Here is a 17,379-nt window from a genome sequence, read left to right on the forward strand (position 1 = left end):
TTAGGGAGGCGTTATGAGTGATGTAGAGGTCGCAGGAAAAGAGAAGCCGGTAAGCGACACTGCCGAGGTAAAAGCTACCGAGGTTAAGGCTGCAGAGGTTGAGGCTCCAGAGCCCCCGCCCCTGTTGACGGATTACGACAACCCGGAATATTACATTAACCGGGAATTGAGTCATTTACAGTTCAATATCCGTGTTCTGGAACAGGCTCTTAACGAAGAACATCCATTGCTGGAGCGTCTGCGCTTTCTGCTGATTTTCTCCAGCAACATGGATGAGTTCTTTGAAATCCGTGTGTCCGGCCTCAAGCGCCAGATTGAGTTCTCCCGTGAGCAGGTTGGCCTGGACGGTATGCGTCCTGCTGATGTGCTTAAGGAAATCAATCGCATTACCCATGTTCAGGTTGAGCGTCAGTACAATATCCTCAACGAAATTCTGCTGCCGGAACTGCGTAAGAACGGTATCTACTTCCTGCGCCGGAATGAGTTTACCGATGCCCAGAAGAGCTGGATTCGCACCTTCTTCTTCCAGGAAGTGATGCCGATTATCAGCCCGATTGGTCTGGACCCTGCCCACCCGTTCCCCCGTCTGGCCAACAAGATTCTGAACTTTATCGTTGAGCTGGAAGGTAAAGACGCCTTCGGTCGTGAAACCGGTATGGCGATTATTCCTGCTCCGCGTTCATTGCCACGCTTTGTTCAGCTGCCTCGTCAGGTCTGCGACAAAGAAGGCGACCATTATGTATTCCTGTCGTCCATTATTCACCAGCATGCCGGCGACTTGTTCCCGGGCATGACTGTGAAGGGCTGTTATCAGTTCCGCCTGACCCGTAACAGTGACCTTAGCCTTGAGAATGATGAGGTTGAGGATCTGGCAACCGCGCTGCAGGGTGAACTGCTGTCCCGTAGTTACGGTGATGAGGTTCGTCTGGAAGTCGTGGATAACTGCCCACGTTATCTCTCGGACTTCCTGCTGAAACAGTTCGACCTGACTGAGGACGACCGTTACGAGATTAACGGTCCGGTTAACCTGACCCGTCTGATGGATGTCTGCAACAGCGAAAACCATCAGCATCTGCAGTTTGAACCGTTCACGCCGGGTTATCCGAAAGGATTGCCAACCAAGAGCGATCGCCTGATGGATGCTATCCAGAAGGAAGATGTTTTGCTGCTGCATCCGTTCCAGTCCTTCACGCCTGTTGTGGATATTCTGCGTCAGGCTGCCAAGGATCCATCGGTTCTGGCTATCAAACAGACGCTGTACCGGACCGGCGCTCACTCGCAGATGGTGGATGCGCTGGTGGATGCTGCCCGTCACGGTAAAGAAGTGACAGTGGTGGTAGAGATTCGCGCCCGCTTTGATGAGGAAGAGAACCTCAAGCTGGCCCGTCGTCTACAGGAAGCCGGAGCCGTTGTCGTATATGGTGTGGTAGGTTACAAGACCCACGCCAAGATGATGCTGATTGTGCGCCGTGAAGGTCGCAAGATAGTTCGCTATGCCCACGTCGGTACCGGTAACTATCACCAGGGTAATGCTCGTCTGTACACAGATTACAGCCTGCTGACCTGTGATCCGGATATCACCAGTGATGTGCATAAAGTCTTCCAGCAGCTGACCGGTATGGGCAAAGCTCTGCGGGTGAAGAAGCTATTCCACGCACCGTTTACCCTGAAGAAAGGCATTATCGACCTGATCAATCAGGAAGCCGAACGGGCACGTGCGGGTGAGAAGGCTCATATCATTATCAAGATCAATTCGGTCACTGAGCCGCAGGCGATCAAGGCTTTGTACAAGGCTTCTCAGGCCGGTGCCAAGGTGGATCTGATTGTGCGTGGTATCTGTTGTCTGCAGCCGGGAATTCCTGGGCTGTCAGAAAATATTACCGTGCGCTCGATTATCGGTCGCTTCCTTGAACATACCCGTGTCTTCTACTTCTATAACGGCGGTGAAGAGAAGGTGTATTGCGCCAGTGCCGACCTGATGACCCGTAACCTGGATCATCGTGTCGAAACCTGCTTCCCGATTGAGCATCCAAAGCATGTGATTCGCGTACGTCGGGAGTTGTCTGCTTACCTGTCTGACAATACTCGCAGCTTTATTCTGAAAGGCGATGGTGAGTACGAGCGTCGTGTGCCGGTACGGAATCAGAAGGAGCGCAATGCCCAGCTGACCCTGCTCGAGACTCTAGCTGTTTAAGTGCAGGCTGTTTAAAACGCAGACCAAAAAAGACCCCGGTCCACTCAGTGAGCCGGGGTCTTGTTCTATCAGGTCTGTAAATCAGGCTGTTTTGTACTTTGAGAGCAACTCTTCAAAATCACTTCCGCTGCGTGCTCCCTCAATAATCAGGTCCAGCACATCCAGAACGCCACCTTCATTGTTGCTGGCTGCGATAAAGCGGGCGGCAGCCTTGGCCTGCTCGCCAGCGTTATCCATGGCGAAGCCGAAGCCAGCGTGGGCCAGCATTTCCACATCATTATTGTTATCACCAAAGGCGATCACTTCACTGCGGTGGATATCAAGATGGCTCAACAATGCCTCAAGGCCATGTGCCTTGTGAACGCCCGGGATAATCAGATCGACAAACTGATGGCCGCTGGTCACCGGAATCAGGATACCCGGCAGTTCCTCGGTGATTGCGGTATTAAAGGTTGTCTCGCAGCCACCTTCCATATGGAGCGCGATTTTCATAATAGCGTCGTCGATCTCGCTATAGGAGCTGACAATCTTTAAGCGACCGTAGTAGCGCTTTGCCAGTTCCAGCTCATCAGGATTGATGGAATCCAGAACATAGGCACTGTCTTTACCGCAGATAATCGGTCGCAGGTTGGTATGGCTTTCGATAAAGCGGAAAACCTTTTGGGTGTCTTCCGGAGTCAGGTGGTCAATGCGCAGCTCATTGCCGCCATGGGTGACGTAAGCGCCGTTCTCAGCCACATAGGAAAAGTCGTAGCTATAGTCGTCAAAGTAGTTGTGCAGACGGTAGAGCTGGTTGCCACTGGCAACTACAAAGTGGATACCCAGCTCTTTCAACTGCTCGTACTGCTGCTGAAAACGAGCGCGGTCGTATGTTTTATCATCACGTAAAAATGTGCCGTCCATATCAACGGCGATCAGCTTGATAGTCATAGCTGTTATTTATAAACCTCAACCCACTGAGCGCAATGCCTGCCGCATTATTGGCAGATTTTCATTCGGTTAAAAATAGGCAATCGCACAATTTTATTGCGTTGGATCAGGGTTAGACCTCAGTTTCTCTAGAGGGACTATCCCCCGGCTTTTTAGGGGAAGGTGGCAGACTTCTAATAGCCGCTGGCGGTTCCTGCTCCATAGGTAAGACGGAAACAGGTCTGGATTTCGCTTTTGCTATTAACGCCGGGAGTTGGGACAGTACAAGGGTATTGCCTTCTAGTGTTTTTCCGATGCCTTTTAGTCGAAGCTTCTGATCCTTGTATTCAAGGTCATGCTGCTCTGAGGCTAGCATTTCAGTGAAGTTTGCATCGCTATTCATCTGCTCATCACACCAGCTGTGGAGATACTGGCACCAGAAGTTGGACACGGATTCATAAGAGGATTGATCCTTCTTCTCCTGAAAATAGACCAACAGAAACTCCATGCGCTGAAACTTCTCGATATTGCTGCACACGCTTTCTTTGTAGCCTTTGATCTTCTCCAGCTCTTTCTGCAGGGCCTTAGCCGGAGACTCACTGGAAAACTTGATCGAGGTGGGAATCACCTCGGCTTTATCCACAACCTTTGTGTCGAATATTTCACGGCAATTATTGGAGCAGGCAATACCTTCCCGGATATCTGCTGAGTGCGTCGCATTGAATCCAACTTTCCGTTCCCGGATACACTTTTTGGCATGCCGAACGGAGATCCCGTCAGTCTGGTCCGGCTGAATCCATGACAGTTTTTTGGTTGCCTTTAACAGGGCGACCTTATTTTGTGATGACGACGACTCGGAGAGAGGAATCGCGATAACTTTATTGTCTGCCGTTATCCCAACCAGGTGATCGCTGGGAGGGAGGCTCTTGATTTGAGTAAGTGGACCCATCGTAAAGCCTTCTCCAATGGCTAAAGGCGAAAGCCTGCAGCCTCTAATATATGGGAACGAGCAATATGCTCACTTCTTTCCATATCGGCCAAGGTGCGGGCAACCCGCAGTAATCGATGAATGCCACGACCAGATAAAGCCAGCTTCCCGGCAATGGTTTCCAACAGTTGGTGTTCTTCATTCTCGGTGCGGGCATGGTGCTGAAGTTGCTGTGGCGTCAGTGAGGCATTCAGGCATCCCTGACGAGCAAGGCAGTGCTCACGTATCCTGGCTACCCGCTCCCGTACGGCTGTCGAGCATTCCGGGGCATGATCAGGCCGGTTCAGCAAGGCACTGGCAGGAAGGCGTCCCACCTCTACTTGCATATCAATTCGGTCCATTAACGGCCCTGATAATTTTCTTCGGTACCTTTGCACCTGCTCCGGTGTGCAGGTGCAGGACTTGTCTTTGTCGCCCAGATACCCGCAGGGGCAGGGGTTCATGGCGGCCAGCAATTGGAAACGGGCGGGAAAGGTTACTTGGTGGTGGGCTCGGGAGATAACAATCTCCCCGGCTTCCAGCGGCTGGCGCAGAATCTCCAGGCTACGGCGGTCAAACTCCGGCAGTTCATCAAGAAATAAAACGCCTCTATGAGCAAGGCTAATCTCGCCTGGACGAGGATGTGAACCTCCGCCAGTCAGAGCCGTGCTCGAGGCTGTATGGTGAGGGGCTCGCCAGGGAGGTTGCCGCCATGCAGGAATCTCCTGGCTGCAAAGTGAGTGAATACTCGCAACCTCCAGGGCTTCCTTTTCAGAGAGCTTGGGGAGAATCGTGGGCAGACAGCGGGCGAGCATGGTCTTGCCGGTTCCGGGTGGGCCGCTAAACAGCAGGCCATGTCCACCTGCTGCTGCGGCTTCCAGCGCTCGGCGGGCTTTGAAATGCCCTTGAACTTGGGACAGATCATCCTGAAATGTGGTGAGTTCAAGTGCGGATGTTGAAACTGTCGGCTCCAGACGTCGGGAATGGTTCAGGTGACTGGTCGCCGCCAGCAGACAGTTGGCTCCAAACACCACAGCCTTGCTGCACAGGCTGGATTCCTGTGTGGAAGCTGACGGGATCAAAATATTCCGGCCCAGCTCACTGGCCGCCATCACGGCCGGAAGGATGCCGGGTACTGGCCGGAGTTCCCCTCCCAGAGCCAGTTCTCCCATGCATTCATAGTTCTCAAGAGCTTTGGCCGGTAGCTGGCTGGAAGCCATCAATATGCCCAGGGCGATTGGTAGATCGAATCTGCCGCCCTCCTTTGGAAGATCTGCCGGTGCCAGGTTAACGGTTATGCGCCTCGCAGGGAATTCAAAGCCCGCATTCAGGATCGCGCTGCGCACCCGATCCTTGCTTTCTCTCACGGCTGTTTCCGGCAGGCCGACAATATTAAGTGCTGGCAGTCCATTAGACAGGTGGACTTCAACCTGAACCTCCGGGGCGCTGATGCCCAGACGGGCTCGGGTACGGACAACAGCCAGTGACATAGGCTCGGTTCTCTCCAGGGTGGAAGAAAGCCGGCAAGTCTAGGCAATCAGGCAAGGATCGTATGGCAAGTGGAATTCAGGGGCCGTTGCTCCCTCCCAATCTCAATAACTTTCAGTCGAATGTGCAGTCCTTTGGCAATGTGGGCGCCTTTGGTGGGCACAATGTGTTTCAGGTTCTGGCTAATGTGAATATGCTGCTGAGCAATATTCAGATGCCTCAGCCCTATCAGTCCCGTCCCATCTTCAGTTATCAGTGCCAGCCGGCAGTCGTGACTTATTATGTCCAACAGCCTCCTTATCAACCGCCTGCACTTCAGCAGCGTCAGATTATGCCAATGCCGCCGGCCATCAGTTACTACCCGACTTATCCACCGCTGCCGCCAGCTCCGCCGATTATGAACCGGCCGGTCTATCCCATGCCCAATGCCATGCCGAGGCTGCCGCCGCCATCACAGCAGCTTTCACCGCAATTCTCGCCACAAATCACACAGCCCGCTGTACCGAAGCCTCCAATAATGGGGCAGCAGGGACCAGGGAAACCGCTGCCAATAGCGGCATCACCAAAGCCTGCGCCGAGCCCTGAAGCTCCCAAACCGCAGGAAGCAAAGCCAGCTCCTGAAGGACGTGCTGCTCCACAGCCAACAAAAGAGGTGGCGATTACAGAAGGCGGGATGTATCCGGACCTTTCCGAATATATGACGCCGGAAGCCAAAACGACCTCGGCTCCTCAGGAAAAGGCCCAGCCAGTAGCACCTGCACCACCACAGACCAGCTCTCCACAAGAGGGCACTCAAAAAACATCAGTACCGCCCCAAGCACCATCGTTGGATGGGCTGAATGATTTTATTAATCAAAAGAAGGCGGGTAAAAAGCCGGAGGCAAAGCAGCCAGAATCAGCCCCGCAGCCACAGAGTGGGCAAAAGACATCTGCACCACCCAAAGCACCTTCGCTGGATGGGCTGAATGATTTTATTAATCAAAAGAAGACGGGTAAAAAGCCGGAGGCCAAAAAGCCTGAGCCAACCCTGCAGCTGCAGGGAGGTTCAAAGACATCTGCACCGCCCAAAGCACCATCACTGGATGGTTTGAATGATTTTATTAACCAAAAGAAAGCAGGTAAGAAGCCAACCTTGAAATCTGAGGGGCAGGCTCCTCCTCCGCCGCCTGCACCTGAGATAAAAACGGGTAAGCCAGGCGATATTCCACAGCCACCCCCCATGGAAGACTTCAATGCTTTTGTTTCTAACCGAGGTAAGAACGCGAAGCCAAAAGTTGAGAACGAACCGGTTAAGCAACAGTCACCAAAGCCTCAGGAAAAGGAAGTTAAGAACTCCAGCGGACTGCTGTTCACAGACAGTGATCTTGAGAATGCTAAAACCAAGCTGAAGCCTTCATCTCAGCGTAAGGTGCCACCGAAGGAAGAAAACAAAAATACTTCGCGGGTTGGGCCCCATGGCATCTCGCTAGATGATCTGAAAAAGGGCCAGAAAGCTCTGAAAAAGGCATCGGTCCCCGAGAAAACAGAGAAGACTGAGAATAAAAAAGAGGCGGATACAGGCAGCCCTCTGTGGGATGTGGTGTCAAAGAATATGGAGGCCCGCAGAAGTGCCATGTTTGGCTCGGACAATATTGATGAAAACGGCAATATCATCGATGAGGGGAATGCTGGTGATGACTCTAAGTGGGATGACTAGCTCCGCTATATAGAGACTAATCTTTTAATAAACATGATTGCAGGGATGCAGGATGGCGTACGGGCCAAATAGTGCCGGAGGCGTACAGGTTACCTCCATTTTCCAGAATGGGAATTTGTCCCATGTACAGATGCAGCCAATGGTTGGGACGTTTGGACAGCACCATGTTCAGGCTCTGCAGCGCCCGCCAACCTACTATATGGCTCAACAGTGGCCGCCTTTCCCGGGGGGCTTTACCCAAACCTCCATGGTGAATCGGAATGTCAGTGTTCATGTGATGACGAACACTTACATGACGCCTCCCAAGCCTGCGGCCTACCCTCGGCAGGCTATGTCACAGCAGACTATGCCTCAGCAAATGCCTTCCTATGGGAACTGGACGCCACAGCCGCCACGGCCTCAGTATCAGCCAACGCAATACTATGCTCCGCAGCCTCAGCAACACTATTCTCAACAGCCCCAGAGCCGCCCCCAGCATCAGCCGGTGAATTATCAGCCTCCTGGTACAATGCCGCAGCAACAGCATCGGATGCCTACGCCTCCTCCGCAGACCGTTCCTACAAAGCCTGCTCCTACAAAAGCTGCGCCTCAAACTGCACCAAAGCCTAACCCTAAGCCGGTTCAGACAAATAATTATCAGGGCTATCCGGCACCTACCCGGACCAAGCCTGCTGTTGCCCCTAAGCCTGTCCGCACCGAGGTGAAGACTCCGGCTCCACAGCCGCAAAACAACGAGAAAACCCAACAGCCAGAGCAGACAAAACTAAAGACGGAATCCGCACCCGTTAAAACAGAGTCTTTTGATTGGCAGAAGCCTGCACCTCCCAAGAACTTCCGTGCGCCAGACGTTGCTCCTGAACCCAAGACGAAGCAGCCAGAGCCGGAAGTGGACCTGGGGTCATTTCCTGATGTTTCCACTGGCGATATTTATGAAACGATACCAGCCAGAGAGACTCAACAAAGCCAGAGCTTGCCTTCCTCTGACCAGCAGGAGGTCGCGGGCCAGAAGAAAAAATCGAAGAAAAAAGGTTTGGGCAGCAGGATCAAACAGGCTTTTACCCGGCGTAAAAACAAGGACTCTGGCCCAAGAGAGTTGGAAAGACGAGCTGCGCAACAGGGACCGAGAATCGAGAATATTTACAGCCCAGCCCCTAAAGGTGAACCGATTTATCAAAACACAGAAGGACGTGATCTGAAGTCTGAGCGGAAGCCGGTTGATCCAAATTACGCAACAGTGCTGAAGCGGGAAGAAAGACCGGAATCACCACTGTATGCAGACCCCAGTTCCCCCGAACTGCCTCCTCGCAGTTACATGCAGGATGACAAGTTTGTTTCGGAGCAGATCTACGATAATGCTCAGCTGAAAAGTAGGCCGGTGGAGCCTGAAATTGTGCAGACATCCGTTCCGGACGAGACTTACGAGCCTGTCGGAACCCCTCCAGTTGAAGAGATGGAAAGCAGTTTTATCGAGAGTGACGGTGATCCGATTTACGATAGCCTCAGATTCTCTTCGGCTGAGCTGGAAAGGCAGCAGCAAGAGTTTGATGCGCAGGTTAAAGGCAAAAAGTCTGTTATTCAGACCTTTACGAAGGCCAGAAAGAGTTACAACGGGAAAGTTGAGAAGCATGTAAAGCTTCTTAAGCAGATGAAAGCCGCTTTTGACAAAGGCGATAGTACTAAGGCCGGGCATCTTATGCAGAAGGCCAGTAATGGTCTTCAAGCTTTATCCAATGCAAATACAGCTATGGCCCTTGCTCAGGCTCAAGCAGGCACTGAACTGCTGGATGAGTTAACCCATGATTTGAGCAATGACACCATTAAAGACTTCCAGGCCCAATCTCAGAGATCAAACCAGCTGCTTGAATCGGTGCAGAGTTATCTCGAAGGCTATCAGCAGCATAGGTTTGTGGACAAGCAAACCCATTCAAAGCTGATGGCGAATGCCGATGCACTGGTTAAGGCTTTTGAGAAACATAAAAACTGACAGGACATCCCATGAGTGATTTAAGGACGAATCAGTCAACCCAGAGTGCTTCCCTGTGGGATAAAGCGATCAGCTTTTTTAAGGGTGAAGATATTGATAACAGCAAGCCTTCAGCGGTTGAAGGCAAGAGCTATCTCTCCAAATCTGGGAGTACAGCGCAGGGCACCAGACTGAGTGAGCGTAATATTCGTCGCCTCGATCAGCCGGCAGAGAAACCTTCCCCTGAAATGTATCAGGAAGCCATGGATGTGATTAGCCTTCGCGGTGCTATTCATGAGGCCAAAGACCAGCAGAAACTGGATGCTTTGCGTAATCAGATTAATAACGACCCCATGATCGACGGCCCCAACCGATCCTCCCTGAACCAGGCTATCGATAAGCGCGCCGAGAGTCTTATCAAAGCTCATTAGCCCTGCTCTGTTCAATCCTGCCAACCGGCTATATGCTGATGGCATCAATAAAGAGGGGTTGAGCAGAGCGATGTCACAAGAAAATACACCTAAAAAAGTTGCTGTTATCCTGTCTGGCTGTGGTGTCTATGACGGCTCCGAAATTTATGAAACGGTGCTGACCCTGCTGCGTCTTGACCAGAACGGCGCGACCTATCAGTGCTACGCTCCCGATGCTAACCAGCACCATGTGGTGAATCATATTACCGGTGAAGAGATGGCAGATACCCGTAATATGCTGGTGGAGGCTGCCCGCCTTGCCCGTGGTGATATCCGGGTTCTTAGTGATCTTGATAGTGCCAAATATGATGCACTGATTATTCCGGGTGGATTTGGGGCCGCTAAGAATCTGTGTGACTTTGCTTTCAAGGGCAAGGATGTGGAAGTACGTGCTGATGTGAAAGCTGCAGTGCAGAGCTTTAAGACTGATGGAAAGCCGGTTGGGCTGATGTGTATTGCGCCGGTGATGTCAGCGCATCTGTTTGGCGAGGGTGTTCAGTGCACTATCGGTAATGATGCCGATACGGCAGCAGCTGTATCCGCAACAGGCGCCGAGCACCAGGAGTGCCCGGTGCACGATATTATTGTGGATAGCTCCAACAAGCTGGTAACCACACCCGCCTATATGCTGGCCGGTTCAATCAGCGAAGCCGCCAGCGGTATCTTCAAGCTGGTGGATACCGTGCTTGGATTGACTGACTGATTTTGTTCTCTGCTCTGTATTGATGATCAATCAATGCAGAGCGTTCCCTCTACCACGCCGTTGGTCACCATCGTGTTGCAGCCGAAGCGATGGGTCGATGACATACATTGCCCCACAACCTTTGTGCCCGGTTCCACATGTTCCTCCACAATACAGCCGACCTGACACTCGCTGCTATCGGTACACGCCTTGCCGGCATCCGCAGTCGGCAGCACACAGGCAAAGGCTTGCAGTCTTCCCACTTTTCTCCAGGTTCCACTTTCCGCTTCGCAGGCCTGTTGGGTTTTGATGCTGTAGGCTCTGTCTGACAAAGACAGGGATGGATCAATCTCTGAAACAGTAGGCGACTGAGTTGTGCAGGCGGCCAGAAGAGTAGAGAAAGCAGCGATGGCTGCGATTTTCAGGGTGTTATTCATTGCGTTGTCTTGCGGTATCTGCGAGCTGAACGGGTTGTAGAACCATTCTATCCACAACACGGCCAGCAAAACAAAAAAGGGCCCTTGCGGGCCCAAACATGCAGTGCATGGTTACTGAAAGGCGGTTAGTAGCCTTTCAGTGAATCGATGTAATCTAGCCGCTATGTACGGGACCATACATAGCGGGATGGTATTAAAGGTGTGTTCCCTGATATAAATCAGGTTGTGGCAGTTAAACAAATAGTAGATTCATTGGATACACAGCTAAAGGAATTAGCCTTGTAGCAGTCCTGAAGCAAAAAAATTCAATCTAAGCCTTTGTTTGACAGAGGTTGAAGTTTGGTAAGTATGGAAAGAAGAATAATAGCTGTATTAGCAAACTCGGTTAAAAATCACGCACATTGTGTGGCGGGAAAGTGTATAAGGACAGGGGTGTGGATAAGGCCGGTATCCACACCTACGGGCGGAGGGTTAAATGATCAGCAGATACGTTATACGAATAAATATGGCTCTTACTCTGTAAAAGTTTTGCAGAAAATCGAGATGGAGTTTTCCGCTCATGCCCCATTAATTAATCAGCCAGAAAATTTCTTGATAAGTCATGTTCCTTGGCTGCAAAGATATAAGATTGATCCTTCTGAAATAGGCCAGTATCTGGACTATCCCTACAGTCTCTGGGGCGAGGGCGATAATGTTATTTTTGATTTTATTGCTAAGGGAGAGATAAAAATTGAACAATCCCTTCAGCTTGTGAGGGTGGACGGACTTCGGTTTTATCTCAATGCTAACAATAAAAGAAGAGCTTCATTTTTTTACAACAATATTCACTATGATCTAGCCGTTACGGATCCATTTTTTCATGAATACATCAATGGTGCCAAATCTCCAAATGGTATTCTTTGTATAAGTCTTGCTGGTGCTTGGGAAGGTCGGTGCTACAAGATTGTCGCTACAATATTTTAAGGTCTCTATGGATATTTATACGATTGGATTCACTCAAAAAAAAGCTGAAAAATTCTTTGGCTTCTTACGTACTCATGACATTAAAACTTTAGTTGATGTCAGGTTGAATAATGTTTCTCAGCTGTCAGGCTTTGCTAAGCGAGACGATCTTGCATTCTTTTTGAGAGAGCTATGTAATATTGACTATGAACATTTGCCAGAGTTAGCGCCCACTAAAAATATATTAAACGCCTACAAAAAAAAGGAGATATCTTGGCAGACTTATGAAGATAAATTTCTTAATTTAATGGCACAGAGAAATATTGAAAAAAGTGTAGCTCCTCAGCTTCTGGATAATGGTTGCTTGCTGTGTAGTGAGCATGAACCTCACTTTTGCCATAGAAGGCTCGTGGTAGAATATTTAAATGAAACGTCTGATCTTCAACTGTTTGTAAAGCACCTGTATTAGTATGAATGATGTATTAATTCTTTATCCCGCTGAGTTTCAGTGCTTCTCAAAGTTTGAGCGAAAAGTTCTGAAAATACTGTCGAATCTGCAGTTATTCCGGATATCTACTCTCTCGGATCATAATGGTTTTATTGCTCGACTGTGTCGAGAGTCTTTGACTCATGTGTCATACGCACAGCATGAGGTGGTTCCTTACAGTGAGGTAACTCACGCCATTATCTTTGATGATGGAGAGGAGTTTACGGAGGCGCAGGTACAGCTGAAGGAACAGGGTACACCATTTCGTATTATCCCTATTCAAATTACACGGGTTATCAACATCAAAAGGGAACAAGAGTACCAAGGTCTAAAAAGCACACCCAAATACGAATATATTGGACGTGGTGCAAAGTGGGGTAATCCTCACTCAATGTTTGAGGGGGGAGATGATAGAGAAGAGGTCATAAGAAAGTACGAGTATGATTTTCAATACGATAAATTCCCGCATCTAAAAAAAGACGATGTTTACGAACTCGCAGGTAAGCGCTTAGGGTGCTTTTGCAAGCCGGCCAGCTGCCATGGTGATGTGCTTGCAAAATACTTAAATAGTTGGGATGACGGTAAATAAGGATATTTAATTTATAACCCCAAAAAAGGGCCCTTGCGGGCCCAAACATGCAGTGCATGGTTACTGAAAGGCGGTTAGTAGCCTTTCAGTGAATCGATGTACTCAGGCAGCCACAGTGAGATCTCGGGAACATAGGTAATTAGTCCCAGGAAGATCAGCAACAGGCTCAGCCATGGCAGACAGGCTTTGATAACCCAGCCCATACTCTGTCCGGTTATCCCCGCCGTCACGAAGAGATTGAGTCCGACCGGCGGCGTCAGCATTCCTATCTCCATATTTACCACCATAATGATGCCGAGATGGATAGGATCGATACCCAGCTGTACGGCTATCGGGAACAGGATTGGCGCCATAATCAGCAGGATGGCTGAAGGCTCCATAAAGTTACCCGCCAGCAACAGCAACAGGTTTACGACAATCAAGAATGCCCAGGGTGGCAGCCCCATACCAACAATGCTTTCAGCGATAGCGTGAGGAATGCGTTCGGTAGTAAGTACATGGGCGAACAGGAAGGCGTTGGCAATAATAAACAACAGCATCAAACTGGTTTTGACCGCATCGCCAATAACCTTGTTCACTTCTTTATCTGTGGCAGAGCGGGGCAGTGCCAGAACCATCATGAACAGGTTACGGAAACCGGAACCGATAAGGGATTCACCCTCTTTGCGCCAGGCGACACCTTTCAACGGGCCGATATCCCGATAACCCAGCACGGCAATCAACCAGGCATAGATCGCAGCCACTGCCGCAGCTTCGGTTGGGCTGGCAATACCGCCATAGATAGAACCCAGTACGATCACGATCAGCATCAGGCCGCCCATGGCCTTAGCACCGGTGCCCATAAGGTGACCAACGCCTGGGAAAGGCTGGGATGGCAGGCCTTTAATGCGGGCAGCAATGTAGATGGCGATCATCAGGATACCGCCCATCATCAGACCCGGAATCATACCGGCCATAAACATCCGGGCAGCGGAGACTTCCGTGGCGGATGCATAAACCAGCATCACAATAGACGGCGGAATCAAAATACCCAGCGTACCTGCATTGGCGATAACACCGGCAGCAAACGACTGCGGATAGCCGGAGCGCACCATACCGGCAATAACAATACTGCCGATGGCCGCAACTGTGGCTGGAGAGGAGCCAGATACGGCGGCAAACAACATACAGGCCATAACCGATGCCATCGCAAGACCACCACGGATATGGCCGACACAGGCAATAGCAAAATCAATCAGACGTCGTGCAACACCACCGGTAGAAAGAAATGCAGACGACAGAATAAAGAAAGGAATCGCCAGCAAAGTGTAATGTTCAGAGGTCGCCTCGAACATTTTCAGGGCAACGGAGGCCAGCGAGTCATTGGAGCAGGCCAGTATGGTGACAATACTCGATAGACCCAAAGCAATCGCAATCGGCATGCCAATGAACATGCACAGGAACAGCAGGATAAACAGAGTTGCAGTAGCCATTAGCGCGCACCTCCGTTATTCATGCCAATCTCTTCATTAATTTCATCAGCCAGTTTCATACTTTCCTTGGCTTCATCGGCATGGTTGAAGCCATCGGCTTCCCCGGTAATCAATTGTTTCAACAGAACCAGCAGGCGAACGGCAAGCAGGGAAAAGCCAATCACGAGAATGGAGAGGGCTATCCATTTCGGGAAGGGCAGATCTTCCATCTCAATGCCGATCATTTTTATTTTGCTGACATAGATCCAGCCGCCATAAACAAACAGGCCGGAGTAAACCAGTCCCATCAGTACGGCGATAATGCCGGCAATACGACGAGGGAAGTCTGGAAGGAGTTTGACGAAGGCATCAACCCCGATATGAGCACCGGAGCGGATACCCCAGGAGGCACCAAACAGAACAAACCAGGCTGCCATATAGAGTGTGGCTTCCTGTGCCCACAGCAGGCCTGTGTCAAAGCCAAAACGAAGAACGGTTTCGGTAAAAACCAGTAAAGTTATGGCAACCAGAAGCAAGCGTAATATTGCTTCCTCCAGCCAGTGCAGGGAGTGAAGAAGGCGCGACAGCATGGATAGACCTTTCTTGTTCTTATGGTAATTGCGGCATCAGGGTATGGATTGATGTTGCCAAAGGCCATGGATGGCCTGAGAGCTTCGCAGGGCAGGATAGCCCTGTCGAAGCGGGCATAAATAATCCATACCCTGATGCCTTGGTAGCACGATAAATCGTTACTTCTGGTTTGCAGCCAGAGCCGCGTCGATCAGGTCTTTGCCGATCTCGTCTTCAAACTGCTTCCAGACAGGCTTCATGGCTTCAACCCACTGCTGACGCTCTGCATCGGTCATGGCGATAACCTTGCTGCGGCCAGAGTCGATGATGGCCTGACGGTCAGCCTTGGTCTTCTCGGCAGCGACTTCGTTACCGTAGGCGATAGCCTCTTTCAGAGACTTCTCAACAACCGGACGGATGTCGTCTGGCAGTCCCATCCAGAACTCTTTGGAGGTTACAACCATGTAGTCCAGCAGACCGTGGTTGGATTCGGTGATGTAAGGCTGAACTTCATGGAACTTCTTGGAGTAGATGTTGGACCATGGGTTTTCGGTGCCGTCTACAGCTTTGGTCTGCAGTAGAGTGAATACTTCAGAGAACGGCTTCTTCAGCGGGATGCCGCCAACCTGTTCAAACTGGGCGGCCAGAATGTCGGAAGTCTGGATACGGAACTTCTTGCCCTTGGCATCGGCTGGGGCTTTCAGAGGATCGTAGGCGGACAACTGCTTCATACCGTTATGGATATAACCGATACCCATCAGACCTTTGCGCTCAACAGACTTGAGCAGGCCCTGGCCGACTTCGCTCTGCTGGAAACGCTCAACGGCTTCCATATCTTCAAACAGGAATGGCAGATCGAAAACCTGCAGCTGCTTGGTGTACTTCTGGAACTTGGAGAGAGAAGGTGCAGCCAGCTGTACATCGCCCAGCAGCATGGCTTCCAGAACCTTGTTATCACCGAACAGCTGGGAGTTTGGGTAAACCTTGACGTCTACTTTGCCCGGCAGGCGTTCTTCAACCAGCTTTTCAAAGCGGATGGCCATTTTGCCTTTTGGGGTGTTTTCCGCCACAACGTGAGCGAACTTGATTTCGATAGGAGCAGCGTTAACAACAGGTGCGGCGAGAGCGGTGCAGGCTACGGCAGAGGCCAGCAGGGTTTTGATCATTTTCATGGTTTGGCTCTTATTGTTTTATTGGCTGTGATTTTTGTTTTGTCGGTAGTGATAAGAGCAAGAGCTTTGCCAATTTGCTGTTTTCTATGTTTAGTCTTTTAAAAACAATGGGTTATCTTTTTTTTGTTAAGGGCTGACATGATTTGAAATGGGTGGATAGCCACCCATTCTCTGTTTTTGTGTGTAGAGTAAACCACCCATTTTGTATGTTTGGTGATGGCTAAGCCGGAACCAACCAGGCTGTTGCCTTGAAACGAGACATTATCCAGACCAGTAACAAAGTCAGAGTGGTAACAATACCTGCCATCAAGGGAATGGTGAGCAGAGCAGGTTCAGGGGCAAAGTTCAGCTGACGAATCGGCCATAGAACAACAGGATGCAGCAGGTACAAGCCAAGGCTATAGCGACCAATAAAGCGCACCAGCGTCTTCCATCGTCCGGTAACCGCTGAGCCGTAATAATAAGCCAGCATAAATACCGTTGCGGCCACGACAGCGGTATTGAGTGTTTTGTAAGACGTCAGGCGTCCGGTGGTGTATTGCCCGGTGATATTGGACTGTTCCCAAATACCATAAACGCTTGAGAGCAAAGCCATTCCAGCCGCAAAGACGAGAGCCGTTCTGTATTCCTGTGCTATTGGCAATCGAATCAATGCATAACCGAGTACCAGATAACCGCCGTACATAACCGCATCGATCATCCAGGCAGATTTCACTCTCAGCAAATACAGCAAGGTCAGCGTCAGCCAGCCAAGAACCAGCATACGTAACTGGTCATCGCTTAGCTTCTGCACCCAGGGTGTCAGGAACGGTATCAGCAGATAGAGCGGGATAAAGTAGTAATAGAAACCAAGGTGATACCAGGTGGCTTTGCTCGGCAGATTTTCCAGCAAAGGCCATACCGGAGCGAAGTCATACGTCAGTTCTGTTCCATGCAATGTTGCACCGGCAAGGAAAGCGTAAAAGATCGACCAAATCAGAAAAGGAATCAAAACCTTGCTGACTCTGCGGGCCAGAAAATAGCGAAGATTGAACGGGCGGGTATCAGACAGCATCAGTGCACCGGTGATCATAATAAAGATCGGTACAGCCCATCGGCTGGCAACATTGAGACTGACGGCTGATAGCCAGTCGAAGGCTGGGATGACATCCAGAAGATCCCGGTAAGGACCGAGAACATGGATGATCACTACTGCGATGGCTGCAACAGCTCGCAGCAGCTCAATATAAAAGTAATCTGGACGGGTAGGCGTTGACTGACTCATGACATCCGGGCAACCACTCCAAGTTATAAACCGGAAGTTTACGGTCTTTGGAGTGGGCCCAGAATAGAGGTTTTTAGTATTTCTGCATTACTGCTGAA

General features: G+C 50.5%; 16 protein-coding genes. 8 read left to right on the plus strand and 8 right to left on the minus strand.

What is annotated here, in order from left to right:
* Positions 1-13: 13 nt before the first annotated feature.
* A complete protein-coding gene (ppk1, locus tag EHSB41UT_RS13685) occupies positions 14-2,194 on the plus strand; it encodes a polyphosphate kinase 1 (protein WP_087110771.1) in 2,181 nt (726 codons plus the stop codon).
* A gap of 81 nt (positions 2,195-2,275) precedes the next feature.
* Here the strand turns inward: ppk1 and EHSB41UT_RS13690 are convergent, their stop codons facing one another.
* From EHSB41UT_RS13690 to EHSB41UT_RS13700, 3 genes are all read right to left on the minus strand, one after another.
* Complete coding sequence (locus EHSB41UT_RS13690) at positions 2,276-3,124, minus strand: Cof-type HAD-IIB family hydrolase (RefSeq protein ID WP_242667312.1); 849 nt, start codon at positions 3,122-3,124, stop codon at positions 2,276-2,278.
* Positions 3,125-3,236: 112 nt separating this feature from the next.
* Positions 3,237-4,052 (minus strand): hypothetical protein, encoded by an 816-nt coding sequence (locus tag EHSB41UT_RS13695; RefSeq protein WP_087110775.1) that lies wholly within the window; start codon positions 4,050-4,052, stop codon positions 3,237-3,239.
* Between the two features lie 20 nt (positions 4,053-4,072).
* A complete protein-coding gene (locus EHSB41UT_RS13700) occupies positions 4,073-5,560 on the minus strand; it encodes a YifB family Mg chelatase-like AAA ATPase (protein ID WP_087110777.1) in 1,488 nt (495 codons plus the stop codon).
* 62 nt (positions 5,561-5,622) lie between these two features.
* Here EHSB41UT_RS13700 and EHSB41UT_RS13705 point away from each other — a divergent pair, with 62 nt between their 5' ends.
* The 4 genes from EHSB41UT_RS13705 to elbB all read left to right on the plus strand — a co-directional run bounded on the left by EHSB41UT_RS13705 (position 5,623) and on the right by elbB (position 10,390).
* A complete protein-coding gene (locus EHSB41UT_RS13705; RefSeq protein WP_087110779.1) occupies positions 5,623-7,254 on the plus strand; it encodes a hypothetical protein in 1,632 nt (543 codons plus the stop codon).
* Between the two features lie 52 nt (positions 7,255-7,306).
* Positions 7,307-9,238, plus strand: coding sequence for a hypothetical protein (locus EHSB41UT_RS13710; RefSeq protein WP_087110781.1), 1,932 nt, complete (start codon positions 7,307-7,309; stop codon positions 9,236-9,238).
* Between the two features lie 11 nt (positions 9,239-9,249).
* Entirely contained in the window at positions 9,250-9,648 is a 399-nt protein-coding gene (locus EHSB41UT_RS13715; RefSeq protein ID WP_087110783.1) for a hypothetical protein, read from the plus strand.
* A gap of 70 nt (positions 9,649-9,718) precedes the next feature.
* Positions 9,719-10,390 (plus strand): isoprenoid biosynthesis glyoxalase ElbB, encoded by a 672-nt coding sequence (gene elbB / locus EHSB41UT_RS13720; RefSeq protein WP_087110785.1) that lies wholly within the window; start codon positions 9,719-9,721, stop codon positions 10,388-10,390.
* A gap of 26 nt (positions 10,391-10,416) precedes the next feature.
* Here the strand turns inward: elbB and EHSB41UT_RS13725 are convergent, their stop codons facing one another.
* The gene (locus EHSB41UT_RS13725; RefSeq protein WP_087110787.1) at positions 10,417-10,806 is read right to left on the minus strand and encodes a hypothetical protein; all 390 of its coding nucleotides are present in this window, start codon (positions 10,804-10,806) and stop codon (positions 10,417-10,419) included.
* A 348-nt stretch (positions 10,807-11,154) separates the two neighbouring features.
* On the opposite strand from EHSB41UT_RS13725, the gene EHSB41UT_RS13730 reads away from it, so the two are divergent.
* From EHSB41UT_RS13730 to EHSB41UT_RS13740, 3 genes are read left to right on the plus strand one after another with little or no spacing between them, the layout of a single operon-like run.
* A complete protein-coding gene (locus EHSB41UT_RS13730; protein ID WP_087110789.1) occupies positions 11,155-11,769 on the plus strand; it encodes a dual OB domain-containing protein in 615 nt (204 codons plus the stop codon).
* A gap of 7 nt (positions 11,770-11,776) precedes the next feature.
* The gene (locus tag EHSB41UT_RS13735; RefSeq protein ID WP_087110791.1) at positions 11,777-12,217 is read left to right on the plus strand and encodes a DUF488 domain-containing protein; all 441 of its coding nucleotides are present in this window, start codon (positions 11,777-11,779) and stop codon (positions 12,215-12,217) included.
* A 1-nt stretch (position 12,218) separates the two neighbouring features.
* Entirely contained in the window at positions 12,219-12,824 is a 606-nt protein-coding gene (locus tag EHSB41UT_RS13740; protein WP_087110793.1) for a DUF4326 domain-containing protein, read from the plus strand.
* A 74-nt stretch (positions 12,825-12,898) separates the two neighbouring features.
* Here EHSB41UT_RS13740 and EHSB41UT_RS13745 read toward each other — a convergent pair whose 3' ends face one another.
* The 4 genes from EHSB41UT_RS13745 to EHSB41UT_RS13760 all read right to left on the minus strand — a co-directional run bounded on the left by EHSB41UT_RS13745 (position 12,899) and on the right by EHSB41UT_RS13760 (position 17,281).
* Positions 12,899-14,296, minus strand: coding sequence for a TRAP transporter large permease (locus EHSB41UT_RS13745; protein WP_087110795.1), 1,398 nt, complete (start codon positions 14,294-14,296; stop codon positions 12,899-12,901).
* Positions 14,296-14,865: a TRAP transporter small permease gene (locus tag EHSB41UT_RS13750; RefSeq protein WP_087110796.1), complete on the minus strand. Its 570-nt coding sequence runs from the start codon at positions 14,863-14,865 to the stop codon at positions 14,296-14,298. The genes EHSB41UT_RS13745 and EHSB41UT_RS13750 overlap by 1 nt, the downstream gene beginning before the upstream one ends.
* Positions 14,866-15,024: 159 nt before the next feature.
* On the minus strand, positions 15,025-16,017 hold the full coding sequence (locus tag EHSB41UT_RS13755) for a TRAP transporter substrate-binding protein (protein WP_087110798.1): 993 nt from the start codon (positions 16,015-16,017) through the stop codon (positions 15,025-15,027).
* A gap of 220 nt (positions 16,018-16,237) precedes the next feature.
* Positions 16,238-17,281, minus strand: a complete 1,044-nt coding sequence (locus tag EHSB41UT_RS13760; RefSeq protein WP_087110800.1) for an acyltransferase — start codon at positions 17,279-17,281, stop codon at positions 16,238-16,240.
* Positions 17,282-17,379: the final 98 nt, after the last annotated feature.

This window comes from Parendozoicomonas haliclonae, assembly GCF_900174585.1.
GTDB classification, from domain to species: domain Bacteria; phylum Pseudomonadota; class Gammaproteobacteria; order Pseudomonadales; family Endozoicomonadaceae; genus Sansalvadorimonas; species Sansalvadorimonas haliclonae.

Bases quoted from the DNA above. Each gene is read 5' to 3' on its own strand.
- elbB (WP_087110785.1), top strand. From the start codon at position 9,719: ATGTCACAAGAAAATACACCTAAAAAAGTTGCTGTTATCCTGTCTGGC.
- EHSB41UT_RS13760 (WP_087110800.1), bottom strand. From the start codon at position 17,281: ATGAGTCAGTCAACGCCTACCCGTCCAGATTACTTTTATATTGAGCTG.
- EHSB41UT_RS13755 (WP_087110798.1), bottom strand. From the start codon at position 16,017: ATGAAAATGATCAAAACCCTGCTGGCCTCTGCCGTAGCCTGCACCGCT.
- EHSB41UT_RS13745 (WP_087110795.1), bottom strand. From the start codon at position 14,296: ATGGCTACTGCAACTCTGTTTATCCTGCTGTTCCTGTGCATGTTCATT.
- EHSB41UT_RS13730 (WP_087110789.1), top strand. From the start codon at position 11,155: ATGGAAAGAAGAATAATAGCTGTATTAGCAAACTCGGTTAAAAATCAC.
- EHSB41UT_RS13700 (WP_087110777.1), bottom strand. From the start codon at position 5,560: ATGTCACTGGCTGTTGTCCGTACCCGAGCCCGTCTGGGCATCAGCGCC.
- EHSB41UT_RS13715 (WP_087110783.1), top strand. From the start codon at position 9,250: ATGAGTGATTTAAGGACGAATCAGTCAACCCAGAGTGCTTCCCTGTGG.
- EHSB41UT_RS13710 (WP_087110781.1), top strand. From the start codon at position 7,307: ATGGCGTACGGGCCAAATAGTGCCGGAGGCGTACAGGTTACCTCCATT.
- EHSB41UT_RS13725 (WP_087110787.1), bottom strand. From the start codon at position 10,806: ATGAATAACACCCTGAAAATCGCAGCCATCGCTGCTTTCTCTACTCTT.
- EHSB41UT_RS13695 (WP_087110775.1), bottom strand. From the start codon at position 4,052: ATGGGTCCACTTACTCAAATCAAGAGCCTCCCTCCCAGCGATCACCTG.
- EHSB41UT_RS13750 (WP_087110796.1), bottom strand. From the start codon at position 14,865: ATGCTGTCGCGCCTTCTTCACTCCCTGCACTGGCTGGAGGAAGCAATA.
- EHSB41UT_RS13705 (WP_087110779.1), top strand. From the start codon at position 5,623: ATGGCAAGTGGAATTCAGGGGCCGTTGCTCCCTCCCAATCTCAATAAC.
- EHSB41UT_RS13735 (WP_087110791.1), top strand. From the start codon at position 11,777: ATGGATATTTATACGATTGGATTCACTCAAAAAAAAGCTGAAAAATTC.
- EHSB41UT_RS13740 (WP_087110793.1), top strand. From the start codon at position 12,219: ATGAATGATGTATTAATTCTTTATCCCGCTGAGTTTCAGTGCTTCTCA.
- EHSB41UT_RS13690 (WP_242667312.1), bottom strand. From the start codon at position 3,124: ATGACTATCAAGCTGATCGCCGTTGATATGGACGGCACATTTTTACGT.
- ppk1 (WP_087110771.1), top strand. From the start codon at position 14: ATGAGTGATGTAGAGGTCGCAGGAAAAGAGAAGCCGGTAAGCGACACT.